Source organism: Amycolatopsis sp. NPDC004747, assembly GCF_053601335.1.
The window spans coordinates 14,245-40,010 of the sequence record NZ_JBSGBQ010000031.1 but is presented as its reverse complement, the minus strand read 5'-3'; the positions used below and the strand labels follow the sequence as shown (position 1 = coordinate 40,010).

General features: G+C 73.1%; 17 protein-coding genes and 1 pseudogene. 6 read left to right on the top strand and 12 right to left on the bottom strand.

The window, feature by feature from the left end; translation table 11 throughout:
- Positions 1-93 precede the first annotated feature (93 nt).
- Genes ACWEGE_RS36585 through ACWEGE_RS36565 form a run of 5 tightly spaced genes read right to left on the bottom strand, consistent with a single transcriptional unit; the run spans position 94 to position 12,143 of the window.
- A complete protein-coding gene (locus ACWEGE_RS36585) occupies positions 94-1,200 on the bottom strand; it encodes a glycosyltransferase (protein WP_449665060.1) in 1,107 nt (368 codons plus the stop codon).
- Positions 1,197-1,973: an alpha/beta fold hydrolase gene (locus ACWEGE_RS36580; RefSeq protein WP_449665059.1), complete on the bottom strand. Its 777-nt coding sequence runs from the start codon at positions 1,971-1,973 to the stop codon at positions 1,197-1,199. The genes ACWEGE_RS36585 and ACWEGE_RS36580 overlap by 4 nt, the downstream gene beginning before the upstream one ends.
- A complete protein-coding gene (locus ACWEGE_RS36575; RefSeq protein WP_449665058.1) occupies positions 1,961-2,251 on the bottom strand; it encodes an acyl carrier protein in 291 nt (96 codons plus the stop codon). Before ACWEGE_RS36575 ends, ACWEGE_RS36580 begins: the two co-directional genes overlap by 13 nt.
- Positions 2,248-6,066, bottom strand: coding sequence for a beta-ketoacyl synthase N-terminal-like domain-containing protein (locus tag ACWEGE_RS36570; RefSeq protein WP_449665057.1), 3,819 nt, complete (start codon positions 6,064-6,066; stop codon positions 2,248-2,250). Before ACWEGE_RS36570 ends, ACWEGE_RS36575 begins: the two co-directional genes overlap by 4 nt.
- On the bottom strand, positions 6,060-12,143 hold the full coding sequence (locus tag ACWEGE_RS36565) for a beta-ketoacyl synthase N-terminal-like domain-containing protein (protein WP_449665056.1): 6,084 nt from the start codon (positions 12,141-12,143) through the stop codon (positions 6,060-6,062). The genes ACWEGE_RS36570 and ACWEGE_RS36565 overlap by 7 nt, the downstream gene beginning before the upstream one ends.
- 205 nt (positions 12,144-12,348) lie before the next feature.
- Here ACWEGE_RS36565 and ACWEGE_RS36560 point away from each other — a divergent pair, with 205 nt between their 5' ends.
- Both ACWEGE_RS36560 and ACWEGE_RS36555 read left to right on the top strand, forming a co-directional pair.
- Complete coding sequence (locus ACWEGE_RS36560) at positions 12,349-13,134, top strand: SDR family oxidoreductase (protein ID WP_449665055.1); 786 nt, start codon at positions 12,349-12,351, stop codon at positions 13,132-13,134.
- Between the two features lies 1 nt (position 13,135).
- Complete coding sequence (locus ACWEGE_RS36555; protein ID WP_449665054.1) at positions 13,136-14,104, top strand: aldo/keto reductase; 969 nt, start codon at positions 13,136-13,138, stop codon at positions 14,102-14,104.
- On the opposite strand, the gene ACWEGE_RS36550 is transcribed toward ACWEGE_RS36555, so the two are convergent.
- The 4 genes and pseudogenes from ACWEGE_RS36550 to ACWEGE_RS36535 form a co-directional block, all read right to left on the bottom strand.
- Complete coding sequence (locus ACWEGE_RS36550; RefSeq protein WP_449665053.1) at positions 14,101-16,710, bottom strand: CHAT domain-containing protein; 2,610 nt, start codon at positions 16,708-16,710, stop codon at positions 14,101-14,103. The genes ACWEGE_RS36555 and ACWEGE_RS36550 overlap by 4 nt on opposite strands.
- 92 nt (positions 16,711-16,802) lie before the next feature.
- Positions 16,803-16,988 carry a hypothetical protein gene (locus ACWEGE_RS36545; RefSeq protein ID WP_449665052.1) on the bottom strand — a complete coding sequence of 62 codons (186 nt, stop codon included), beginning with the start codon at positions 16,986-16,988 and terminating at the stop codon, positions 16,803-16,805.
- 328 nt (positions 16,989-17,316) lie between these two features.
- A complete protein-coding gene (locus ACWEGE_RS36540) occupies positions 17,317-18,453 on the bottom strand; it encodes a serine hydrolase domain-containing protein (protein ID WP_449665051.1) in 1,137 nt (378 codons plus the stop codon).
- 287 nt (positions 18,454-18,740) lie between these two features.
- A pseudogene (locus ACWEGE_RS36535) lies at positions 18,741-19,787 on the bottom strand (IS110 family transposase); the annotation flags it as partial.
- Positions 19,788-20,038: 251 nt separating this feature from the next.
- On the opposite strand from ACWEGE_RS36535, the gene ACWEGE_RS36530 reads away from it, so the two are divergent.
- The 3 genes from ACWEGE_RS36530 to ACWEGE_RS36520 all read left to right on the top strand — a co-directional run bounded on the left by ACWEGE_RS36530 (position 20,039) and on the right by ACWEGE_RS36520 (position 22,568).
- Entirely contained in the window at positions 20,039-20,404 is a 366-nt protein-coding gene (locus ACWEGE_RS36530; RefSeq protein WP_360179219.1) for a VOC family protein, read from the top strand.
- Positions 20,405-20,480: 76 nt separating this feature from the next.
- Positions 20,481-22,151, top strand: coding sequence for a hypothetical protein (locus tag ACWEGE_RS36525; protein WP_449665050.1), 1,671 nt, complete (start codon positions 20,481-20,483; stop codon positions 22,149-22,151).
- 15 nt (positions 22,152-22,166) lie between these two features.
- Positions 22,167-22,568, top strand: coding sequence for an NUDIX hydrolase (locus ACWEGE_RS36520; protein ID WP_449665049.1), 402 nt, complete (start codon positions 22,167-22,169; stop codon positions 22,566-22,568).
- A gap of 306 nt (positions 22,569-22,874) precedes the next feature.
- Here ACWEGE_RS36520 and ACWEGE_RS36515 read toward each other — a convergent pair whose 3' ends face one another.
- The 3 genes from ACWEGE_RS36515 to ACWEGE_RS36505 form a co-directional block, all read right to left on the bottom strand.
- Positions 22,875-23,615 (bottom strand): dihydrofolate reductase family protein, encoded by a 741-nt coding sequence (locus tag ACWEGE_RS36515; protein WP_449665118.1) that lies wholly within the window; start codon positions 23,613-23,615, stop codon positions 22,875-22,877.
- On the bottom strand, positions 23,612-24,172 hold the full coding sequence (locus ACWEGE_RS36510; protein ID WP_449665048.1) for a dihydropteroate synthase: 561 nt from the start codon (positions 24,170-24,172) through the stop codon (positions 23,612-23,614). Before ACWEGE_RS36510 ends, ACWEGE_RS36515 begins: the two co-directional genes overlap by 4 nt.
- Positions 24,173-24,321: 149 nt before the next feature.
- Positions 24,322-24,621, bottom strand: coding sequence for a YciI family protein (locus tag ACWEGE_RS36505; protein ID WP_310967195.1), 300 nt, complete (start codon positions 24,619-24,621; stop codon positions 24,322-24,324).
- 211 nt (positions 24,622-24,832) lie between these two features.
- On the opposite strand from ACWEGE_RS36505, the gene ACWEGE_RS36500 reads away from it, so the two are divergent.
- A complete protein-coding gene (locus tag ACWEGE_RS36500; protein WP_449665047.1) occupies positions 24,833-25,738 on the top strand; it encodes a hypothetical protein in 906 nt (301 codons plus the stop codon).
- Positions 25,739-25,766: the final 28 nt, after the last annotated feature.

Genomic DNA, 25,766 nt, shown 5'->3' with positions numbered 1-25,766 from the left:
CCGACCGCCGGAAGGCTCCCGAGTATTGGGAGTCATTGCGCTGCTTCGAGCCGACGCTGTCATGCGTGACCGCTGACCGGGATTCGTGGCAGTTCAACCCAGGGACTCCAGGTGCGTCGCCGCTTCTTCCGCCCCGCCCGCGGCCTCGAACGACTCGCGGATCTTCTCCGCCCCCGGCCGGTACTCCTCCGCCGCCTCGATCGCCGAACGGATGTCCGCCGCCTTCGCTCGGTCGAAGCGCAGGCGTACCCCGGCCGAGGCCGTCACCACCTGCTGGGCCAGCATCGACTGGTCGTCGCGGATCGGGGCCACCGCCAGTGGCACCCCGGCCGCCAGGGCTTCGCACACCGTGTTGTGGCCGCCGTGGCAGACCACCACCGATGCCCGGGCGAACGCTGCCACCTGCGGGATCCGGCGAGCCAGCCGCACGCTCTCGCTCACCAGAGAACCCGTCGGGTCCACCACCAGTCCCTGGAAAGAAGGCATGCCCGCCAGTGCATCCACGCTCTCCGCCAGGAACCGCGCGCCCGCCGAATCGTTCGACGTCCCCAGCGTCACCACCACCAGCGGCCGATCGTCCACAACGGACCACGCGGCCGGCGAAGGAGGCAGCACCGGCCCGACGTAGGCCACCGGCACCGCCAGCCGCGAGTCCCCGGCCAGTGCGCGGGTCGTGAACGCCAGCACCAGGTGCGGCGAGAACCGCAGGTCGCCCAGCAGTACGCCGTGGCGAGCGCGCAGCCCGGCCTGCAGCTGCGAAACCCAGGACGCGATCTTCGGCAACGACCCCAGCGGGTCGGCCAGCTCGGTCGACGTCGAAGCCGACGTCGCCCACGGCAGCCCGCACCGCGCGGCCACCAGCGCTCCGGCCATCGCCTGCTGGTCCACCACGACCACGTCGGGCGCGAACGCGGAGACCGCCGCGGCCACGCCCGGCACCATCGCATCCGCCAGCGGCACCAGGTACGACTCCCACAGGTACTTCAGCGCGGCGAACCCACGCAACCCCGGTGGCCGCAGGGACAGCGCGAACGGCCCGGAATCCCCGGCCGGGAACACCTTGCCGGAAACCAAAGTGGACAGATCCGGGTCGGGACCGCACCAGGCGACGGAGTGCCCCCGCGCGGCGAGCACCGCCGCCACCCCCCGCAACGGCGCCACGTGCCCGGCCAGCGGCGGTACGACGAGCAGGAACCTCACGCCGCGTGCCGCCCGATCCAGCGCAGCACCAGCTCGCGGACCTCCCGGTGCTGCTCCACCAGCACCGAATGCCCCTGCCCCTCGAACACGTGCAGCTCGCCGTTCGGCAACAGCGACGTCAGCGCCTCGAGGTCGTCGGCCTGGTAGCCGTGGCTGCCCAGGATGGACAGCACCGGGCAGCCGATCGCCGCCACCTGCTCCCAGGTGAGCAACGGCCCGAGCGGGACCTCCTCGGCCATCTTCGTCGACGTGATCCGCTCGGCCGCCATCCGCGCGAGCCGCCGGTGGTGCGCGCTGAAGTTCGCTTCGATCCAGTCGAAGCTCTCCTCCACCTGCAGGAACCGGACGGTGTGCGCCAGGATCGCGCTCATCTTCTCCGCCCACACCTCGGTCGCCGGCTCGGATTCGATGCACACGATGCTGCGGACGCGCTCCGGGCACGCCACGGCGTAGCTGTAGGCCAGGGTCCCGCCGAAGCTGTTGCCCACCAGGTGCACCGGCCGGTCGACGCCGAGCTGCCGCAGCAGGTCGTCCAGGTCGGCGACGAAGTCACCGAGGGTGTACCCGCGCTCGGGCCGCTCGGTCTTGCCGTGCCCGCGCAGGTCGTAGCTGATCACGTCGATGCCCGCGGCCGCGACCGGCGGCGCCAGCGTGAGGTAGAAGCTCGCCAGGCTGTCGGTGCCCATGCCGTGCAGGAACACCACGGTCTCGGTGCCGCCGGCGGGCACGAGCTGCACGTTCGTGCGCAGCCCGTTGACGGTCATCGTGGGCACGTGCGCTCCCCCACGAACCGGGCGATGTCGCCGACGGTCAGCCCGATGACGTCGTCGAGGTCCTTCTCCGCCAGGTGCTCGGCGAGGTTGACGTCCGCGCCGAAGTGCTCGGACAGGATACTCGCGAAGGTCACCAGGTCGATGCTCTCCAGCTGCAGGTCTTCGTGGAACGTCGTGTCCGGCGTGATTTCGATGCCGAGCACCTCGACGTCGCCGACGAGCCCGGCGAGCAGCTCGGCGACGACGTCGAAGGTGGCGGACGCGTGGTCGATGGTCATGGCGTGCTCCTGAATCGTGCGATGGCGGTGTCACCGACCAGTTCGGTCGAGACGGCGAAGCCCGGCAGCTCCCGGTGCCGCCCGGACACCGTGCCGTCGTCGTGGACGCGGATTTCCGCCGGGTAGACGGGTTCGCCGAGCCGGGCGCGGACGGCGTCCTTGACGGCGATCCGCCGCAGCAGCCAGCCGCGCTGCTCCCGCGGCGGGACGGCGGCGAACTCCGCGCGTTCGGCCGCGCCGAGGTAGATCCCGGCGTAGATGTCCCGCGCGGCGACCGTCGGCCAGCGGTCGGTGACGGCGACCGAGCCGTCGTCCCGCCGTTCGCCGAGCAGGTGCTCCGCCGGGAACGCGTAGACGCGGTGGGCCGCGCGGTCGCACGGGAACCGGACGTCCCGCCACCCCTCGATGGTGGCCAGCACCCGGCCGTCGCGCACCAGCTCGGCGGCCATTTCGAGGACGTCGGGCCGCGGCAGCCGGACCCGCACCTGGCAGGTCACGCGGGTTCCCGGCGCCGGTTCGGGGCCGTACCAGGTGAGCTTGCCGATCGAGCGCGGGAACGCCAGCAGGTCGTCGGTCCGGGTGGCCATCAGCCAGCAGCCGAGCAGCTGGCCGACGTTGTCGAGCAGCCCGCCGGGCGCGTCCGGGACGACCAGTTCGCCGCGGATGTGCTGCTCGCCGAGGCCGGTCAGCCGGGCCAGGCCCTGGTAGGCCGGACCGTGGAACATCTCGCGCCGCGCGTAGATCTCGGCCGCGGTCAGCGGCGGCGTGGTCTCCGGCCCGGGCACCTGCGCCGGTGACGGCGGTCGCGCGTACGTCCCCAGCTCGACGGTCATCAGCGCGTACGGGCCGATTTCGACGGTCACGTGGTCGCCGTCGCGGGACATCGACAGCGGCACCCGCTGGGCCGGGGCGGCGATGAGCCAGCGCGAAAACACCGCATCCCGCACCGCGACCGCCGTGGTGCCCGGCCAGGTGCGCTCGACCGCCCGGCAGGCCAGGTCGACCAGGGTCGTCGCGGGCACCACCGGCCGGAAGTCCGATTCGTCGGGCCAGTCTTCGCGCTGCCGGAAGAACCGGTGGTCGCGCAGGTACGGCATCGCCGCCATCGAGACGTCCACAGTGGACTCGAAGCGCCGGCGTGCGGCCGTGACCACGTCCACCGCGGCCTGCCGGGTCTCGGTGAGCAACGCGGTGAACTCGGCGACGATCGGGTCCGGCACCCCGGCGGGCAAGTGCGGCTCGGCCAGCAGGCCGTGGGCGGCTTCCCCCAGCGAGAGCAGGGAATTCCCGGTGGTGAGCCGGATCCGCCGCGGTTCCAGCGCACCGAAGTCCGGGTCGCCGCCCTCGGCCCACAGCGCGGTGGCGAGGCGCCGCAGCTGCGCGAGCCCCGGCCGGGTTCCCGACGCCGCCGCGACGACCAGGTGCCGTCGCTCGCCGAGCGTGTCGGTGACGAACGAGCCGAGCTGACCCGCGCCGACCTGCACGAACACCCGGAACCCGGCGTCGTGCAGCGCCTCGGTCAGCGCCCGGAACCGGACCGGGCGCAGCAGGTGGTCCAGGTAGAGCCGGCGGACGTCGTCCGGGGCCGCCGGGTACGGCCGTGCGGTCGTCGCCGACCACACCGGCAGCCTCGGGGCACGCAGGTCCAGGTCCGCGGCGAGCCGGGCGAAGGGCGCGAGGTGCGGTTCCATCAGCGGGGTGTGGAACCCGGACCGGAACGGCAGGGTCGTGGCCACGATCCCTTGGCCGCGGCAGGTCTCCGCGAAGGCCGCGACGGCGTCCGGCGGACCGCACACGATGGTCTGCCGCACCGCGTTCTCGTGGGAAACGACGAGGTCGCCGGGCAGCAGCCCGGCCACGCGCGCCGCCGGGGCGCCCAGTACGAGGTAGTCCGCTTCGGGCAGCTCGAAGCCGTCCGGCCAGTAGCGCGCCGGCGCGTCCGGCGCCGCGGTGTACATCCCGGCGGCCTGCATCGCGGTCCACTCCCCGACGCTGTGCCCGGCCAGCGCGTCCGGCCGGACCGCCAGCCGCCGCAGGACGTCGTCGAGCAGCAGCCCGGCCGCCGACACGCTCGCCGCGCGGTCGAGCACGCTCGCCGTCGACCACCGTGGCCGGTCGAGGCCGAAGTGCGTTGCCACGTCGTCGAGGCGCGGTTCGCCGCCGGCCTCCAGTCCCGGGTGGACGAACACGGTCTTCCCGCCCGGCAGGAGCGGGTCGACGCTGCACCAGACGTCGCCGGCACCGTGCCAGGACCGGCCCTCGGCCGCCACCTTGGCGAGCACCCGGCGGGCCGTGGCCAGCTTGCGCTGGTCCGGGCCGACGATCCCGATCCGGCACGGGCCGGCCCCCTCGCCGGGCCGGTCGAGTGCGTCCAGGAGTTCCGCCGGCGTGCGCGCGGCCAGGCGCAGCACGCGTTCCGGCTCCTCGACGCGCGCCCGCCGCTTCGGCGCCGGGTCGCCGGCTTCGAGCACGACGTGGGCGTTCACCCCGCCGAAGCCGAACGCGTTGACCGCCGCCACCCGCGGCAGCGCGCCCCACGGCTCGGCCTCGGCCAGCACCCGGAAGCGCGTCTTGTCGAGCAGCGGGTTCGGGTCGGCGCAGTGCAGCGTCGGCGGCAGGACGCCGTGGTGCAGGGCGAGGGCCACCTTGACCAGCCCGGCGACCCCGGCGGTCGGCAGGGTGTGCCCGATCATCGACTTGACCGAGCCGATCACCGCGCGCGGGCCGCCTGCCGGGCCGAAGACGTCGGCGACCGTGGTCAGCTCGGCGGCGTCCCCGGCGGGCGTGGCGGTGCCGTGCGCTTCCAGCAGGCCGATCTCCGCGGGGTCGCGCCCGGCCCAGGCCCGCCGCAGGGCGAGGGTCTGCCCGGCGACGGACGGGCTGAGCAGGCTCGCGCCCCGCCCGTCGCTCGACGTCCCGCTGCCGCGGATCACGGCGTACACGCGGTCGCCGTCGCGGCGGGCGTCGGCGAGCCGCTTGAGCACGACGATCGCGGTGCCTTCGCCGATGAGCATGCCGTCCGCCTCGCGGGACAGCGGGCTGATCCGCTGGCTCGGCGACAGCGCGCCGAGCTGGGTGAACAGCGCCCACAGCGTGTCGTCCTGCGTCTGGTGCGCGCCGCCGGCGAGGACGACGTCGCAGCGGCCGCGGATCAGCTCGCCGATCGCCTGGTCGACCGCGACCAGCGAAGACGCGCAGGCCGCGTCCACTGTGTACGCGGGACCGCCGAGGTCGAGCCGGTTCGCCACGCGGGCGGCCGCGAGGTTCGGCACCAGCCCGGCGGCGGTCTCCGGCCGGAACTCGCCGAGCGGCTCGAGCAGCGCCGCCCGCAGCCGCTCCAGGACGGCCGGCCCGGCCGACGGCATCAGCTCGCCGACCGTGCGGGTGATCTGCCGGACGGTGCGGACCCGCTGGTCGAAGCCCTGCAGCCCGGGCGAGAGGTACCCACCGCGGCCGAGCACGACACCGATGCGCTCGGGGTCGCCGAGCCGGCCGAGGCCACCGGCGTCGGCCACCGCGCCGACGGCGACGGCCAGCGCGGTCAGCTGGTCCGGCTCGGTGCCGTCGAGGGACGTCGGCGGGACACCGTGGGCGACCGGGTCGAAGTCCAGGGTTTCCGGCGTGAAGCCGCCGCGGCGGCCGTGGGTGCGGTCCGGCGCGCTGCCGTCGCGGCCGTGGAACTCCGGGTCACGGCGGTGCGGCGGGACGTCGGTGACGGCGTCGGTGCCCGCCACCAGGTTCCGCCAGTACTGGTCCACTGTGGACGCTCCGGGCAGGAACACGCCCATGCCGACGATCGCGACCGGGATCACCACAGCGACGCCGTGTACAGCACCGAGCGGTCCGTGCCGTAGGCCAGCTCGCGCAGCAGGGCCGCGGTGGCCTCGCCCGGGTCGAGCAGGGCGACGTCACGGCGTTCGTACTCGCGGGCCAGCTCCGGGGACACCATGCCGGCGTGGTCACCGTCCGGCGCCCAGGGTCCCCAGTGGACGGTCACGGCACGCCCCGGCCAGGTCGTCCCGAGCGCTTCGAGCGCGTCGTTCGCGGCCGCGTAGTCGGTCTGGCCGCGGTTGCCGAGCACCGCGGCGATGCTGCCGAAGAACGCGACGAACCCCGGCTCGACGTCGAGCGCGTCGAGCAGGTTCCGCGCTCCGTCCGCCTTGGTCTCGTAGACGGCCCGGAACGACTGCTCGTCCTTGTCCGCCATGAGCTTGTCGTCGATGACCCCGGCGGCGAAGACGACCCCGCCGAGCCGGCTGGGCAGGTTCTTGACGAGGCGCCGCGCGGCGTCCGGGTCGCGCACGTCGAGCGCGGTGTAGTTCGCGCTCCCGCCCGCGGCGCGGATCTCGTCGAGGGTCCGGCCGATCTCGCGCTGGGCCAGGACGGTCCGCACCCGGCGTTCGATGCCGGCGACCGAGCCCCCGCGGCCGGCCAGCACCGCGCGCATCGCCGCGGGGTCTTGGGGCAGGTCGTCCGGCTCGCCCGGCCACGGGGTCCGCCCGGCGAGTTCGAGCCGGCACCCGGAGGCGGCGAACGCGACCGCCGCGCGGGCGGTGATCCCGCGGGCCCCGCCGACCAGCAGGACGACGGAGTCCGGGCCGAGGCCCAGCGCGGCGAGCTCACCGCCACCGGGACCGGCGCCGGAGTAGGCGATCGACGGGAGGTCCGCCGGTCGCGGCTCGATCGTGAAGCGGCCGGCGTCGTCGTGGCCGACGACCGGAGGGCCGTCGCTGAGGGCCTCGTCCACCAGCGTCTTGGCCACGTCCTGGGTGACCTCGACGAGCCGCGTCACGCCGTCGCGCTCCAGCGCGGCCGAGCGCACCAGGCCCCGGAGCCCGGGTACGGTCTCCGGCTCCGCCGTCACGAGGACGGTCCCCCGCAGCGCCTTGAGCCGGGTGAACACCTCGGTGAGGTCGCGGGCGAACAGCACGGTGATGTCGGCGTCCCCGGTCACGACCTCGGCCCCGGCCGCGGCGAAGGCGGCCCGCACGGCGTCGTCGTCCGGCGCGGCCACCGTCTTCCCGCGCAGCCGCCCGGGGTCCGGGTCCAGCGGCACCGGGATCCGTTCGAGCCGGTACCGGCGCGGCGGGGCGGCCGGCGGGGTGGGCGTCAGCCAGCTCTCGAGGTGGGTGGCGAGGGCGTTCGCCGTGCGGTCGCGGCTGAGCTGGTCGGTGCGGTCGTCGGCGGGCAGGCCGAGGCGGGCCAGCAGGGTGCCGGCGATCTCGGTCCGCTTGATGGAGTCGATGGAGAGGTCGGCTTCGAGGTCGAGGTCGGCGGCGATCATCTCGGCCGGGTAGCCGGTGCGCTCGCTGATGACGCCGATCACCGTGCCCATGACGTCGGCCGGGGTTTCGGCCACCGGCTCGGGTTCCGGCTGCGGCTCTGCGAGCACCACCGGAGCCGGAGCCGGGGCGGGCCGGGGTGCGGGCGCGCTGCCGAGGTAGCCGAGCATGACCTCCCGCTGGGCGGCGACGAGCTCGCGGGTGGTGCGCAGGAAGTCCACGATCGCCTGGTCGCGGCCGGGCGCGGGCTGGGTCATGGCGGTACTCCGGATTCGTCGGGCCGGGGGCAGGGCGGGGACTTCGGAGCCGGGCGCACGGACGGACCGCCCGTCGACGGCCCAGGCAGCCGGGGACGGTTCGGGCGGCTTCGGCCGGGCGAGCCGTCCGGGCCGGACGTCGACCCCGGCTTCGGCGAGGGTGTTGAGCGCGGCCAGGAAGCTCTTGAGGTCGGGCCCGCAGGCGACGACGGTGTGCGGCCGGTCGCCGAGGATGTCCTTCACCAGGCGGGTCAGCACCCTCCCGGGCCCGGCCTCGACGAAGATGCGCGCCCCGGCCGCGTACATGGCCTCGATCTGGTCGAGGAAGCGCACCGGGGCACCGATCTGCGCGGCGAGCTCGCCGCGGACGTCGTCCTGGTACGGCATCGCGGTCCGGTTCGCCCAGACGGGCTTCCGTGGGGGGTGCATCGTGGCGTTGCCGAGTTCCCGGGCGAAAACCTCGCCGGCGCCGGCGACGAGCGGGCTGTGGAAGGCACAGGCGACGGGGATCCGCTGGGCGCTGATGCCGCTTTCCTGGAGCCGCCGGACGGCCCGTTCGACGGCGGCGACGGGCCCGGAGAGGACGACCTGTTCGGGGGCGTTGTGGTTGGCGACGACGACATCCGGGCCGATGAGGGTGGCGGTGAGGGCATCCCGCGGCGCCTTGACCGCGGCCATCGTCCCGGGCCGGGCGACCTGGGCGATGGCCTGCGCCCGGGCCCGGCTCAGCCGCAGGAGGGTCTCGGTGTCGAAGGCCCCGGCGACGGAGAGGGCGACGAGCTCGCCGTAGCTGTGCCCGGCGAGGAAGTCGGGGTGGACGTTGAGCTGGGCGAGCAGTTTCGCCACGGCGGTTTCGACGAGCCCGAGCGCGGGCTGCGCGACCCGGGTGTCGGTGAGGGCTTGTTCCTGCGCCTCGACGGCCTCGGCGGTGAAGGCCTGGGGAGGGAAGGCGGTGGCGGCGATGTCGGGCGCGAGGCGGAGGAGTTCGGCGAGCTCGGGGAAGTGCACGAAGAGCTCGGCGAGCATGCCGGTGCGCTGGCTGCCCTGGCCGGGGAAGAGGAAGGCGATCTTGCCGGGCCCGGTTGAGCTGCCGGCTGCCGCGGCCGTCGGCTGCGCAAGCGCGCTGGGATCAGCCGCACCCAAGCCGGCCCGAGTGGCACCGGCGTCGCCCGCGCCGGCTTCCGCCGCTCGCGCAGCGAGCCCGCCCCCGCGAACCTCGCCCGACCCAGCGGCGCTCCCCAAACCGGCTTCCGCCGCTTCCACAGCAAGCCCGCCCCCGCGAGCCTCAGCAAGCCCAGCGGCGCTCCCCAAGCTGGCCTCGGCCGCCCCCACAGCAAGCCCGCCCCCGCGAACCTCGCCCGACCCAGCGGCGCTCCCCAAACCGGCCTCCGCCGCCCCCACAGCAAGCCCGTCCCCGCGAACCTCGCCCGGCGTGCCGCCCCGCGCTGCCACCGTGCGTTCCAGCTCGGCCAGCGCCTTTTCCGCCTCGGGCGCCCAGTCGCGCAAGCCGTGCCTGCGGTCCGGAGCCACCGGGGCCGCTCCCAGCACCGCGTGGAAGTTCGTCCCGCCGAAGCCGAACGCGCTCACCCCCGCCAGCCGGGCCGGGTTCGCCCACGGGCGGGCCGCCGTCGTGAACGTGAACGGGCCGGGCGTCTCGGCCCAGGCTGCGTTCGGGCTGCTCAGGTGCAGTGTCGGCGGGACGACCTCGTGCCACAACGCCAGCGCCGCCTTGATCAGGCCCGCCAAGCCCGCCGCGCACTTCGTGTGGCCGATCTGGCTCTTCACCGACCCCAGCACGCACGAACCCACCTCGGCGCCCGCCTCCGCGAAGAAGCCGGTCAGCGTCCTCAGCTCCGTTGCGTCGCCCACCACCGTTCCCGTTCCGTGGGCCTCGACCAGCCCCACCTCCGCCGGCGACACCCCGGCGTCGCGGTAGGCGCGTTCCAACGCGCGTCGCTGGCCCTCCGGCCGCGGCGCCGTCAAGCCGAGGGCCTTGCCGTCGCTGGCCGCGCCGACTCCCTTGACCACGGCGTAGATCCGGTCGCCGTCGCGCTCGGCGTCCGTCCGGCGCTTGAGCACCAAGCACGCCACGCCCTCACCCAGCGCGATCCCGTCGGCCGCCGCGTCGAACGGGCGGCAGCGGCCCGTCGGGGACAGCGCACCCGCCGACGTGAACATCAGGTAGTCGTGGATGCCGTTGTGCAGGTCGACCGCGCCGCACAGGACCAGCGAGCTCGTGCTCGCGCGCAGTTCCTTCGCCGCGAGGTCGAGCGCGGCCAGCGACGAACCACACGCCGCGTCCACCGTGTAGTTCGCGCCGCCGAGGTCGAGCCGGTTCGCGATCCGGCCGGAAATGACGTTGGCCAGCGTGCCCGGGAACGTGTCCTCGGTCGGCTCGGGCAGCTGGGCGAGCAGTTCGGGCGGCACTTCGTCGAGGTAGCCGTCGAGCAGGGACCGCAGCGTGCCCGCGTTCGCCAGGTCGCCGCCCGCCTCCGCGCCGAACACGACGCTCGTGTGCTCGCGGTCGAAGTCCCGGTTCGCGTACCCGGCGTCGGCCAGCGCGCGGCGCGCCGTTTCCAGCGACACCAGCTGCGCCGGGTCGATGCTGCCCATCGCCGACGGCGGGATACCGAATTCCAGCGGATCGACGTCGAGCGCGGGCAGGAACCCGCCCCACTTCGACGTCGACTGTCCGAAGTAGACGTTCGGGTCCCAGCGCTCGCGGGGGACTTCGGTGACGGCGTCTTCGCCGCGGAGGATGTTCGACCAGAACGCCGGCAGGTCGCGGGCGCCGGGGAACGTGCAGGCGATGCCGATGATCGCGATGTCCCTGGAGTCCGCCGCCGGTTCTTCCGGGCGGACGAAGGTCTTCCCGGCGGCGACCTCGCGGTGCAGCTCGGCGATCGTCGTCCGGCGGTCCCGCAGCACGGCCACCTCGCCGGCCATGAACATCCCCTCGGCCAGCTGGGTGGCGGCGTCGAGCGGCTCGCCGTCGCGGCGGACGCCCTTGCTGGCGACGCGCAGCCGTCCGGTGTTCAGCTCCTCCAACCGCTGCCACGCTTCGGGCGTGTCCGCCAGACCGGCCTTGACCTGCGCGAACTCCGCCGCGTACGGGCTGGGCAGGCACCGTGTGCGGTGGCCCGGCGCGGTTTCGAGGGTCACGGTGGCGTCCGCGGCGAGCGCGCGTTCCTGGAACAGGCTGGTGATCGCGCCGTGCGCCACGGCCTCCTCGGTGAACAGGTACGCGGTGCCCATCAGAACACCGGCGGCGTCGAGCGGATCGGCCATCGCGGCGACCACGGCGGCCGAGCGGGCGTCGTGGATCCCGCCCGCGAAGAGCACCTCGACGTCCTTCGCGGCGCCGAGGACGGCCAGTTGTTCCTCCCACAGCTCGAAACTCGCCCGCGGGCCGACGTGCCCACCGCACTCGGCGCCCTCGAACACGAACCGGCGGACCCCGGCGTCGAGGTACTGCCGGAGCAGCACCGGCGACGGCACGTGCAGGAACGTCGCGATCCCCTCGGCCTCCAATGCCTTGGCCTGTCCCGGTTTCCCGCCCGCGACCAGCACGCACCGCGGACGCGCTGCCCGGATCGCGGCGAGCTGGGCGACGCGCAGGTCGTCGGGCACGAAGCCGAGGATGCCCGCGCCCCACGGCCGGTCGCCGAGGCGCTCGGCGGTCCGGGCGAGCAGTTCGGTGGTGCGCGCGCCGTTCGCCGTGGCGACCGCGACGAACGGGAACCCGCCCGCGTCGGCGACCGCGGCCGCGAAGCCCGGCTGATCGCTCACCCGCGTCATCGGCCCTTGGACGACCGGCAGCGGGCTGCCCAGCGTCCGGCACAACCCGGTACCCAGCCCGGCGGTGGGCACCTGCGCGCCGACGATCCGGCCCACGTCCACAGTGGAATCGACGACGACGCCCGCCGCACCGCCGGCGAGCGCACCCACGGCCGTTCGCGGGCCGGCCACCCGGCCCCAGACGGGCACGTCGAAGGCGGTCAAAAGCTGTTGCAGCAGAACGAAGTCACTCAGGTCGCCGCGGCCGGTGACGAGTCCCAGCGCACCGCCGCGGACGGCCTCGGCGGCCGTGGCCGCGTCCGCGACCTCGGCGAGCGCCCCGGCCCACGGCGCCCTCGTGCGGACGGCGAAGGCCGCGCCGGCGGGCAATGGACCGTCCGTGCGCACCGCATACGGCACCCGGAGCCGGGCCGCGACGAGCCGCAGGTCCGCCGGATCGGCGCCGTCGAGGACGCCGAGGCCGCCGCCGCGCGCGACCGCCGCGACCACGTCGGGATCGCCGACCCCCAGGCACCGCAGGCGACGAGCGTGCGACGGCGGGACGAGCTCGGCCATCGGCGGACCTCCTGTGCGCGGGGCGTTGCGATCTTCAGGAATAACGCACCAGGCACCGGAAACGCAATACTCGTGCTAACGTGCAAAACCGTGGAACAAGGCAGGATCATGGCACTGACCAGCACTTTTATCACCCGCATCGCAATCGGGAATTACCTTTTCCGCACCCGCGTGACAATTCGACACTGAAATACCTGGAGCTCGCGTGGAACTGACTGGACGCGTGGTCGCGCTGACCGGCGCGGCACACGGAATCGGAGCCGCCATGGCGCGCCGCTTCGCCGCGGAAGGCGCGGCCGGGGTCGTCGTGTCCGACGTGGACGCGGCGGGCGCCGCCCGGGTGGCGGCCGAGATCACGGCGGCGGGCGGCCGGGCCGTCGCGGTGGCCGCGGACGCGACGTCCAAAAAGGACTTGAAGGCGCTGGTCGCGGCGGCCCGCACCGAGTTCGGCGGCCTCGACGTGTTCTGCGCGAACGCCGGAGCGGCGTTCGGCACCGGTGTGCACGCGGCCGACGAGCAGTGGCAGAAGTCGTGGGAGATCAACGTCATGCAGCACGTCCACGCCGCGCAGGTCGTGCTGCCGGCGATGCTGGCGCGCGGCGAAGGCTACCTGCTGATCACGGCGTCGGGCGCCGGTCTGCTCGGCATCCCCGGCGACGCGCCCTATTCGGTCACCAAGCACGCGGCCGTCGGCCTCGCCGAGTGGCTGGCGATCACCTACCGGCCGCGTGGGGTGCGGGTCAGCGCGCTGTGCCCGCTCGGCGTCCGGACGGCACTGCTGGAGCCCGGCATCGCCGCGGGGCACCCGGCCGCGCTGGCCATCGCCGCGGCGGCCCCGCTGATCGACCCCGAGGACGTCGCCGAAGCGGTCGTCCGCGGGCTCGGCGAAGAGGAATTCCTGATCCTGCCGCACGAATCGGTGCGGGAGTCGTTCGCGCGCAAGGCCGGCGCGGTCGACGCGTGGATCGACGAGATGGCCGTGGGAGGCTGACGTGGAGTACCGCAGGGTCGGCGCGAGCGGGCTCGCCGTCAGCGAGATCGCCTACGGCAACTGGCTGACGCACGGCTCGCCGGGCTGCGTCGCCGCGGCGCTGGACGCCGGCGTCACGACGTTCCACACCGCGGCGGCCTGGGACGGCGGCACCGCGGAGGCCGCGTTCGGGACGGCGTTCGCCGGTGTCCGCCGCGACGACCTGGTGCTGTGCACGGGCGTGTTCTGGCCGGAGGGCCCGGGCCCGAACGACGCCGGCCTGAGCCGCAAGCACGTGATCGCGTCGCTGGAGGGCTCGCTGCGGCGGCTGCGCACCGACTACGTCGACGTCTACCAGCTGCTGCGCTTCGACTACCGCACGCCGGTCGCCGAGACGTTCCTCGCGCTCTCGGACCTGGTGCGGCAGGGGAAGATCCGGTACGTCGGCACGTCGGAGTGGACGGCCGAGCAGCTGCTGCAGGCGCACGAGGCCGCCGTGCGGTACGCCGTGCCGCTGATCGCCAACCAGCCGCACTACTCGATGCTGTGGCGGGTGCCCGAAGCGCAGGTGATGCCGGTGGGCGCGCGGATCGGCGTCGGCCAGTTCGCTTCGGTGCCACTCGCCCAGGGCGTGCTGACCGGCAAGTACCGGGGCGGGCGGATCCCGGCGGGGTCCCGCGCGACCGGACCGTCGTACGCCCGGCCGTTGCTGATGCCGGAGCTGCTGGAGCGGGTGGAGCTGCTGCGCGGCGTCGCGGACGACGCGGGCCTGACGATGGCCCAGCTGGCGCTGGCGTGGACGTTGCAGCACGAGAGCGTCGCGGCGGCGGTGACCGGCGCGAGCACGCCGGAGCAGGTCACGGAGAACGCCAAGGCCGCCGGCGTCCGGCTCGACCTCGACGTGCTGACCCGGATCGACCAGCTGCTCGGCAGCTTCGTCCAGACCGACCCGCGGCTGGTGTGGTCACCGCCGGCCCAGCTGCCCGCTTAACCGGCGCCGAGGCAGACGAAGGGGCGCCGGAACGGGTCGACCGCGATGGCGTCGGCCAGCGCGAGCGCCGGGCTCTCCCGGACGGCCAGCGCGCGGTAGTAGTCGTCCATCGCGGCCGCCGACGCGAGGTCGCCGACGCGGGACAGCGGCGCGATCACCGTCCGGGAGCCGCTGGCCAGCAGCGCGCTGGCGAAACCGAGGGCCTCGTCGCCGGGCCGGATCCGGTTCATCGCCAGCTCGCAGGCCGCGAACACGACCTGCCGCGGCGGTTGCCGCAGCCCGGCCATCTCGTGGCCGAACAGCGCGCCGTCGGCGAGTTCGAGCCGGGAGAACAGCGCGTTCTCCGGCTCGTGGGCACCGTGCGCGGCGAAGTGCGCGAGCTTGGCGCCGTCCATCGCGCGCAGCACGGACTTCACGGTGGCCTTGGCACCGGTCATCGTCGTCGCGGTGCGGTAGTGCGTGGTCAGCTTCTCGAGCTCGCCGCGGGCGCCGGCCAGCCCGGGCCCGCGGACGAGCACGATCTTGCGGGCGCGCGACGACTTCGTCAGCTCGGCGGCGAGCCAGGCGGTCGCCGAAGGCGCGACGACGGTGGGGCGCCCCCGCAGGCCGGGCAGCACGCCCCACGGCACGGCGTAGAGCGGCCCGGTCGGGACGATGACCAGCTCGCGGTCGCCGATGACCTCGGCCAGTGGCTGGATGAGCTGGGTGTCGAGCTTGTCGGCCTGCTTGTGCGCGGACGCCATGACGACCTCGGCGAGCCGTTCGGGCAGGTTGTCGGGCGCCAGGGCGTCGAGGTCGACGTTGAGCACGCGCGCGGACTCGGCGGCGGCCTCGGCGGACCCGAGCCGCACGAGCCGGCACTCACCTCCGGCGACGACGACGGCGACGAGCTCGTCCCCGGACGCGGCGAAGCTCACCATGGCCCGTTCACCGAGCCGCGCGACGACCTCCGCGAGCCCGGCCACCGGCCGGGGCCGCCCCCACCGCCCGGTGTGCCAGCCGAGCCGCTGGGCTTCCCGCAGCCGTTCGTTGTACTTGGCCCGCAGCCCGGCGATGGGGTGCCCGTCGTGCTGGGCTTCCTGGATGGCCTGCCCGAGCCCCCGCACCTCGGCCACGCGCGCGGCGAGCTCCGGATCGGTCCCGGCGGAGAGGGGTTCGTAGCGGTAGGTCTGAGCGCGGGTCCGTTCGAGCCAGACGAAGAGGCGCCGGGCGTCATTGCGCTCGAGCACGAGCTTGACGGCGAGATCGGCGAGTTCCTGCCCGTGCAGGGCGGTGCCGGAGACGAGGTCCAGCCCACCCATCCGGTCGCGAACGGCGTCGAGCTCGGTGAGCCCGGAGCGGATCTCGGTGAGCGCCTTGGCCCGGTCCCCCTGGGCGACGGCGAGCTCGGCCCGGCAAAGCCGCCGGAGCATCCGGTAGTCGATGGGGGTCAGCTGCCCGGGCCGGGGCACCTTCTGGAGGGTTTCGACGGCCCGCTTGAGGTTCCCGCGCCGGATGTCGAGCCGCACGGCGAGCATGCGGGCGGTGGCGGCCTGCTCGGCCAGGCGGGGAACGGGCAGCGTCTCGGCCGTCCGGATCGCCCGGTGGGGCAACGCCGCGGGGATCTCCCCGGACCGCAGGGCTTCCCGGACGTCCGCCTGCAGGCCGATGATCTTCGCGTTCGCGACGCAGGTCTGGCAGCCCACCTTGAGCATCCGGCGCCGGGCCGACCCCGCCATCTGCCGGGCGAGCCCGAGGTCGTCGGCCATCAGCGCGGCCTCCGCGCGGTGCAGCTCGATGTAGGCCAGCTCGCGGGTGACGCTCGGCTGCGACTGCATCGACGTCATGAGGTCGTCGAGGTGCTCGCCCGCCTCACCGGCGAGGCCCGCGGCCAGCAGCGCCTCGGCCTGCTCCAGCCTGAGCTGCGACGGCACGACGAGATCGAGCGCCCGGTACGAGCGCTCGCTGACCTCGTACAGGCGGAGCGCCTCGGGCACGTCACCGGTCCGCAGGGCCAGCGTGCCGAGGAACCGGCGGCCGTCCGCCGCGTCGGCGCGCAGCTCGAACTTCTCCGCGAGCTCGATCGCCCGGTTCAGGTCCTCGCGGGCCTGAGCGACGTTGCCGAGCTTCGTGTGGACCCACCCGGTGGCCGCCAGGGTCTGGACCAGGCCGACCATCCGGGGCTCGGGTTCGGAGGTGTGTTCGAGCCAGTAGCGCCGGTGCTCCATCGACGCCGCGAAGTACGCGAGGCTTTCCTCGTTCCGGCCGACACTCATCAGCCGGGCCCCGTAGTTGTGCTCCAGCGCCGCGCTCAGCTCGGCGCGCACGACGGGGTCGACCACCCCGTTGATCAGCAGGCGGACGTCGTTCAGCCCGGCCAGGCCGGCTTTGAAGTCCCCGGTGATCTCCGACGTGAGTGCCACGAGCGTGCTGGAGAGCCGGATCCGCGTGACCATCCAGTCGGTGTGGTGCTCGGGGTCGACCGGATACATCGCGTCCAGCAGGCCCATCCCCTTGCGGAGGAGACGGACACCTTCGTGAAAACGCCCGAAGCACGAGACGTCCGAAGCGGTCTGCTGGAGTTTGCGGACCCTGTCGATGGTCTCGGACGGGTCCAGCTTTGTCACAGGCACTCTCCTATGACAGCACAGGCGAAAGCAGAACGGAGCCCGCCTACCGGTCAAAGATCGGCAGGCGGGCGGTCACAGCTTGGTCAAGCTCAGTTGACCTTCTGGTAGCAGGGCGGCGCGCAGTTCGGCGTCACGACCGGCTCGTCGCCCTTCGGGTACTCGTGGTCGATGTGCACCCAGCCGAACTTGTCGGGCTCCGGGTGCGGAACCACCGGGCCGGCCTGCTCGATCGGCTCCGGAACTTCCTCGGGCTTGACATCCGTGGGCGTCGACATGGTCGATCTCCTCTCCCCTGGGGATCTTCACGGGGACGCGGCCGTGACGGTGAGTCCCCCATGTCGCGGGGCCCTCTCCCCGCGAACGGCCCAATAGTTTCACATCGGAGCAGTGATCGGGAGAGTTTTCGCTACGGAAAGTCAGTCCGAAGCGCGTGAGCAGGGTAGATGTCTCGATCGGAACGTCCTAACGAGTGAACTCTGTAACGACGTCCACTCCGGACGTGCACGATCGCCCCGCCGAGGCCGCCGGGCGGCACGTGTCGCTCCGGGCACGGAACGTGACAGCCGGCCCGGCGGCCGGGGCTCAAACGTCCTTTTTGGACTGTCAGGCGGTCGCCGCCGCGTGGACCGCGCGGACCAGGCGGGCGTTCTCCGGGGCCGCCCCGCCCGGGAAGGCGAACCGGCGCCGGTTGTAGCCGTACGCGAGGCCGCTGCGCGGGTCGGCGAACGCCTGGGACCCGGCCGCGCCGCTGTGCCCGAACGCCCCCTGGCCCAGCACCGGGTAGTCGTCCGAGACGATCGCGAAGCCGAGGCCGAACGCGTTGTGGTTGCGGGTGGCGAGGTCGTCGCCGATCGAGTGGATCTGCGCGAATTCGGCCGCCGTCTCCGGGCGCAGGAGCGGCTCCGGGCCGCTGATCGCCGCCGCGTACATGCCGGCCAGCCCCCGCGCCGACGCGACGCCACCCACCGAGGCCGGGCTCAGCTGCCGGACGAGCTTGATGTTCGGCAGGTCCCAGAGCTCGGGGGCCTTCGGGTGGTTGCGGTTGAAGGCGATGCCCGTGATGCTGTCCGGCCCGGTCGCGTTCGCCTCCAGCTCGGCCAGCTGCTCCGGCGTCGGCAGCATCGGCTGGGTGGTCAGGAAGCGGGGCTCCAGCTCCTCGGGCAGGCCGAGGTAGAAGTCCAGGCCGAACGGCTTCCGGACGCGCTCCTCGTAGTGTTCCTGGATGCTGCGGCCGGTGACGCGCCGGACGACCTCGCCGGTCAGCGCGCCGATCACCAGCGCGTGGTAGCCGAACGCGGTGCCGGGCCGCCAGTACGGCCGCTGCGGCGCGAGCCGCTCGGCGATGACGCGGTCGTCCGCCAGCTCTTCGCCGGTGAACCCGGCGTCGGCGCCCACGACACCGGCGCGGTGCGCCAGCAGCTCCCGCAGCGTGATCCCGTCCTTGCCGGCCGCGCCGAACTCCGGCCAGTAGTGCGCGACCCGCTCGTCGAGGTCGAGCACGCCGTCCTGCACGAGCAGCGCGACCACCAGGTGCGCGGCCCCCTTGGTCGAGGAGAACACACCGGTCAGCGAGTCCCCGGTGATGGCGGGCCCGGTCCACAGGTCGACGACCCGCTCCCCGTCGACGTGCGCGACGAGCTGGGCGGCGTAGTCGCCACCTTCCCCGGCCGCGACGGCGGCGAACTCCTCCCGGACGGCCTCGAACCCGTCGGCGACGGTTCCCTGGATGTGCTCGGACATGGCAGCTCCCTCAGTGATCACAACGCCTGCGCCAGGAACCAACCCACGGGAAGCCGAGGTATTCCGGTAACCCGCGACCACTCCGGCGGGATGTTCCCGGCTTGGGGGAAGCTCGAGGCCGAGGCGACCACGGCCCGGACCGGCCGCGGGCCCGGCGATCGCGACCGCCGCATCCGGCCTCACACCGCCGGTCACGACCTGGGCGGCCTGGCTGACTGTCGGGGCAACGTCTCCGCGTGGCTGCTCCCGGGCGGCCCTATCTGGTTGTCAAGCCGCGGCGGGGCTACGCGACTGGTCGGATCCGACAGGGCGGCGAGGAAGAACGCCCGTTTGAGCTGGCGGTTGCCGGTGCGGGCCGGGTACTCGCCCTTGATGCTGGTGCTGGAGCTGCGGGTGACCGGGGCGATGCCGGCGTAGGCGGCCAGGTGCCCCGAGCTGGCGAAGTGGGAGGCGTCGCCAACCTCGACCAGGATGCGAGCGGCGGTCCTGACCCCGATGCCGGGCATCGAGGTCAGGATCCCGGCAAGAGGGTGCGCACAAGTATCCCCTCAACCTGCTCGGCAACCTGTTTCCGCTGCAGGAGCACGGTTTTCAAGCTGTCGGCCAGCCGTGGCAAGACGATGTCGGCGGCTGCGGTGCCGGGGACGGTGACGGTCTGCTCGGCCAGCGCGGGTCATGATCGCCTCGACCAGCCGCTCGCCCATGCGGGGGGCGTGGACCTTGGCGATCGCAGTGAGTTTGCGGCGGCCGGCTTTGGCGATGCCGGCCGGGCCGCCGCAGCGGGAGAGGATCTCCAGCACCGCGGGATGGCTGATCCGCGGGCCGAGGGCGTGTTCGAGGGCGGGGTGGATGCCGGTGAGCAGCCCACGGATGCGGTTTGGTGATGCGGGTGGCTTCGCCGGCCAGGTCGTCGTCGAACCCGACCAGCACCTCCAGCTCGGCCAGCACCTCGTCGCCGACATCCACCGGCCGCAGGGTGTGGGGCAGGGAGCGGGCCGCATCGGCGATGACGAACGCATCCCGGGCATCGGTCTTCGCGCGCTCCGGATAGAGGTCGGCGATGCGGCGCATCGCCAGACCAGGCAAATACGCCACCTGATGGCCCGCTGCACGGGCGACCGCGACCGGCAACGCCCCGATCGTGGCCGGCTGGTCGACCACCACGACCAGCAGCGGCCCATGCCCGGCGAGCTTGTCGAACAGGGCCTTCAGCTTGAGTTCGGTGTTGGGCAGCGGCCCGTCGTGCAGCCGCTTGCCGCCGGAGTCCAGGCCGACGGCGTGGTGGCGTCTTTGCCGACGTCCAGGCCGAGGAACACGCTGAAACTGCTGCTCATCCACCATGCCGTTTCGCTCGTCGCGAGTGGTCACCGGTCAGGCATCGAGCGCCGGCGCCCACGTTACGAGGAGACCTACCAAGCTGGTGGCCGTGTCCCTATTCAGCGGTCGGTCGATGCCACCAGACCCGGTGACACCCCCGGATCATGGGTTCGACTGGGGCGCGAATCATGCCGAGCCTGGCGCCTACTTCGGCAACGGGACCTCCGGACCGCGGTAGAGAACCCGCCGCGCGGGTACCAGTCCGATCATGAAGCTGACCTCCACCGTGCTCGGTACGCCGGAACCCCGCGCGCTCGCCGAGTTCTATTCGAAGCTCCTCGGCTGGCCGATCCGCACCGACGAACCGGAGTGGGTGACCCTGCGCCCGGACGACGGCAGCGCGGGGCTGTCGTTCCAGCTGGAGACCGGGCACGTTCCCCCGGTGTGGCCGCCGGCCGATGGCGCGCAGCAGATGCAGCTGCACCTCGACATCGAGGTCGACGACCTCCAGGAAGCGACGGCGGCGGCGACCGCGGCGGGTGCGGTGGTCGCGGAGTTCCAGCCGCAGGACGACGTGCGCGTCTGCTTCGATCCGGCCGGGCACCCGTTCTGCCTCTGGACCCGCACGGGGTGACGCCCCGCGTTCGAACGGTCACAGGATCCGCTATGTTCGGCTGAGGTCCTGTTCCCGGCGAACGGAGTTGAGTCCTGTGGGGGTGCACCGGATCTGGCACCACGGACTGGTCCCCACCGAGGGGAAACGCCCCCTGGACGCGTTGCGCAGCAGGCTGATCAGCCGCGAAAGGCAGCACGACGACTACACGGTGATCGATCTCGGCTCGTCCGACGACGGTGGTTCGCGCCGGTGCGACCTCAAGTTCGCCTACGAGGGCAGCGAAGGCCGCTACTCCGTTCAGGTATTGCTTTCGCTGTGCTACCGCGCCGGCGAAGACCGGGTGACGTGGCTGCTGACCGCGGCCTGCACGCGGCCGTGGCGCAGCTGCCACGACGCACCGGCCCAGCGGATCGGGCTGGAGGAGCTGGGCGCCAGCGGCAGCGACGAAATCCCGATCGAAACGCCGGTGCTGGCGATGCGCGGCTGGTCGCGCAAGGAATGCGACCACCTGGCCGACCTGCTGGGCGAGGCGCTGGTGGCGCCGTGGCGCTCCTCGGCGGTGCTGGTGCTGACCGAGCCGCCGACGGTGCCTGTCGAGGGCTGGCCGGGGCTGGTCAACGTCTTCGACGTCGACGACCGCTTCCGCCACACCCTCAACCGGCACCTGCCCCTCGGCTGCGCGGTGCCGCAGGGCGCGCGGCTCTACGTGCCGCCGTGCGACCAGCTCCCCGATTTCGTGGTCAGCGAAAGCCCGGTGTCCGGTGAGGCACTGCAGGGTGCGATCACCCGGCTCATCCAGACCCGCGGCCGGACGCCCCTGCCCGAGGAATGGGCCGACGTGCCGAGCGTGCGGGCCTGGTACGAGACAGATCCCTTCGCTTCGCCGGAGCGCGAGCCCGACGCCGAGCTGGTGGAGAAGCTCACCCGCGCCGAGCGGGAGCTGGCCGAGGCGCGCGGCGTGATCACCATCCTGCGGAAGAAGGCCAAGGCCCACGCCGAGGAACGGGACCGGCACGCCTGCGAGGTGAAGGCGCTGCGCCGCCGCCTCGAGGACGCGTGCGCGACCGACGTGGCCTGCCTGCGCGACCAGCTCGCGCGGCTGCAGGCGGAGGTGGACGACTACGCGCGGGCGTTCGAGGAGACCGAGACCGAGCGCGACGAGCTCAGACGCGTCAACGGGCTGCTGGCCGGCCGGCTCGCCCGCCACCACGACGCCGACGACGAGGTGGCCGCCGCCGAACGCCCGCCGGAGGACTTCCCCAGCTTCGCCGAACTGATCGGCGCCGCCTCGGCCTCGCTCAAGCACCTCGTGATCACGGCCGAACCGGCGCCGGCCGCGATCCTCGACCACCACCCCAAGGCCGCCGCCTGGCGCCGCAAGGCGTGGGACGCGCTGCGCACCCTCGACGCCTACGCGGGCGCCCGGACGTCCTTGCTCGACGCGGGCCAGGACCCGGGCCCGGAGCTGTCGGACGTGCTCGCGTTCGCCCGCACCGGCCAGCCGGGTTCGCTGATCAGCGCGAACATCATCGCGCTGGCCGAGTCGGACACCGTGACCACGAACGAGCGGCTCCGCCAGGCCCGCACGTTCCGCGTCGACCCGCGGACGAACCCGGCGGGCCGCGACTACTTCGGCGCCCACATCGCCCTGGAGCGCTTCAAGTCGCCGGCCCCGCGCCTGCACTTCCTCGACGACACCGACCGCACCGGCACGGTGTACGTCGGGTACCTGGGCGCCCACCTGCCGACGTCGAAGACCAACTGAGCGAGAATCGCGCGCATGACGGACCTGGCGCACAAGCACCTGGCCTACTGCTGGATCGCCCGCGGCGACCGGGTGCTGTTCCTCCGCCGCGGGCCCGGGGTGTTCCTCGCGGGCCGGTGGGAGCTGCCCGGCGGCACGGCGGAGCCAGGCGAGCGCTTCGAGGACACCGCGACGCGCGAAGCGGCGGAGGAGACCGGGTTGACGGTGCGGGTCACCGGCGAGCTCGCGCGCGATGCCTGGCCGGATGTGGCGGGACGGGCCCTGCGCATCCACGCTTTCGTTTACACGGTGGACGAAGAAGGCGCGGGTGAGGTGGTGCTCAATCCCGAGGAGCACGACGACTTCGCGTGGCTTACGCGGGCGGAGGCTCGGGAACTCCCGCTGCCGGACCATTTCCGGCGACTGCTCGATCGGTAGGGGTTTTCCGTTGTGCAGCACCGGATTGCGGTGCTGCCGACGTCTTCGGGTCGTGGTCACGTCTTCGACGGTACCCGAACAAATGTGCGAGCATCATCGCTGGAACGGGTGAACCGCGGCAGGGGTGAGAACGGCGATTTCCCTTGTGGCACAACGGGTACCGCGCGAGGGAGCCCCCGAGTTCCACACTACCGGAAGGGACCGACAAAACCCGGCCGGTCACTCGGCGGAACAGGCTCAACCGCACGGCACCAAGTACCTCGACCGCGCGATACCAGGCACCGCAACCACACAGTGCCGAGCACCTCAACCGCGCGGTGCCAGGTACCGCAACAGCACACTCGCCCCGTCGGTGAGCACCGAAGCCAGCTCCAGCTCCGCCGGGTCGACCGGCGCGCCGAGGGACGCGCGGCCGGAGGTGCCCGCCACCAGGAACGGCGCCACCGTCAACCGGAACTCGTCGACCAGCCCCGCCTCGATCAACGACCCGAACAACCGGGGCCCGCCCTCACAGTCGATGCGGCCAAGGCCCTCCGCCACCAGCGTCGACACCACCCGCTCGGCCGACACCTCCAGCTCCCCCACCACGAACACGCGGGCACCGTTCGCCGCCCAGGCCGAACGCAACGCCGCAGGTGCCGCCGAGGAGGTGAACACCAGCGTGGGGACCGCCGCCTTCGTGATCACCGGGGCGTCCGCGGGCAGGGACCGGCCCGTCGTCACCACCGCCACCGGTGCGATCGGGGCCAGGCCGAACCGGCGGCGGCGTTCGGCCGTGGCCGCGTCGGGGCGCATGCCCTCGAAGCCCTCCGCCACGGCCGTTCCCGCGCCCACCAGCACGACGTCCGCGAGGTCGTTGCCGAGGCGGTAGACGATCCTGTCCGCCGGCGTCGACAAGCCGCCCGAACGGCCCTCGACCGTGATCGCGCCGTCCGTGCTGGACACGAAGTTCACCACCAGCCAGCGGGGGTCCGCCGGGTAGCGGTAGAGCTGCTCGAGGTCGTCGTCGGCCAGGTCGCGCGCGGACGGCCAGACCTCGCGGATCACTCCCATCGGACCGCCTTCGCCGGCGGGCGGGTGCCCGCGATGCTCGCCGCCATCTCCGCCGCGTGACGCACTCCCCGGACGTGCTTCGTGCGGATGATCGCCACCCCCGCCGAGGCGGCGAGAGCCGCGCGGGCCAAGCCGGCCGGGGTGCCGTCTCCGGCCACCGAAGCCAGCACCGGCACGTCTTCGGAAGGCATGGACCGGAACTCCCCGATGTCCACGACAACGGACAAACCGGCTACGAAGGCAGGAGCTGCGTAGCCCGCGTCGTACCGGGCCGCGACTTCGGCCAGGTCTGCGCGCGTCAAGATCAGGTCGGCGCCCGCTTCGCAGCAGGCCGCGGCGACGGAGGGGTCCGCGGTGTCCACCCCGATGACGAGGTCGGGGAAAGCCGCGCGCGCCGCCTCGACGAGGGGCCCGGATCCGGGAAAGCTCACGAGATCCGCGCCGTCGGCGACAGCGGAGCGGGCCTCGGGGAGCGACTCGGCCACGGCCAGCACCAGCGCGCGGTCACTGCACAACCGGCGGCCCCGGAACACGAGGTCGGGGGTTTTCATCGCACTCTCCCTGCTGGACGTCCTTCGCGATCATAAGCGAGACGCAGCGGGCGAGCGTTCTTCGCCGTCAGGTGGCGGGGCTTCGTCGCCGGGCCACCCGACTCGACGGGCTGTTGCATCCGGGGCTCCGCGACCCCGAAAGCGGTTCGTCAGGAGGCGATGGCCTCGTTGATCGCCAGCAGCTCCTGGGCGGTGCGCGTGGCGGTGAACTCGATGACGTCGTACCGGGCGAGCCGCTGGACCACGAACGGGTCGCTGGCGAGCACGGCGTCGAGCTTGCCGCGCAGCACCGAACGGACCAGGATCACGTGGTCGGCCGAGCCGTTACCCTTTCCGCAAACCAGGAACAGTCCTTTCGTGAATTGTTTGCGCACCCAGTCCGAATGGTCCGGAAGCGCGTAGTCGACTTCTGTTTCGGGCGCTGTATAGGTCAGCAGTGCGATGTACATGTCTGCAGGATAGGACGCTTTTCCGCACACCGCATCCGCCTGGCGAGTGGCCCTCGGCACCCCTATCGTTAATATTCCGTCAAGAACAACGGAATTCCTTTACCGGCCCTTTTTCGACATACTCGCCGATTGCCGTACGCGCCTCGTCGTACGTCGCGGTGTCGCCGCCGGGCCGATGCGGGGGCCCGGCCGCGGCGCGAGACTCACCGGTATGAACGCAGTGACCCGGATCTGGACCGGCGGACGGCGAGCCGAGCGGATCGCCTACGCCGTCGGCGCGGCCCTGTTCCTCAGCGGCGTCGCGCACGCTCTCGTGCTCGTCGCCACCGGCGGCTCGTGGCTGGGCCCGCTGTCCATGCGCAAGGCCGTCACCTTCGGCCTGTCGTTCGGGCTGACGCTCGCCTCGGTCGCCTGGGCGACGTCGTTCCTCACCATGCGCCCGCGGCTGCGCAGCGTCCTGCTCGGCGCGTTCACCGTGGCGAGCGTCGCCGAAGTCGTCCTGGTCAGCATGCAGGTGTGGCGCGGGGTTCCGTCGCACTTCAACTTCGAGACGCCCTTCGACACCTTCGTCTCGATGACCCTCGCCGCGGGCGGTGGCGTGCTCGTCCTGACCACCATCGGCTTCACGGCGACCGCGCTCGTCGAGCCCGGCCCGGCCGCGCCGAGCCTGCGGCTGGCGATCCGCGCCGGCCTGGCCGTGCTGCTGGTCGCGCTGGCCACCGGGGCGGTGATGATCGGGCGCGGGGTGGTCGCGGCCCGTGGTGGCGACCCGCAGCTGGCCTACACCACCGCCGGCGCCCTCAAGCCGCTGCACGCGGTCGCCATGCACGCGATCCTGGTGCTGCCCGCACTGGCCTGGATCCTGCGGTTCACCGGTCATTCCGAAGCGCACCGGCTGCGCGTCGTCCAGACGGCCGTCGCCGCCGACGCCGTGCTCACCGCGGTGATCGGCGTCGAATCCTTCGCCGGCATCGACCCGCTGGCCGCCCCGCTGCCGCTGCTGCTCCTGTCCGCGCCGGCCGCCGTATTGGCGGGCACCGGAATCCACGCGGTGTCCGGCATTGAACCGGCCGTCCGATTCGCACGTGTCCTCAACGGGAAGGCGAGGGGCCGGTAAAGCGGCGGACGGAGAACACGCGTGCGGC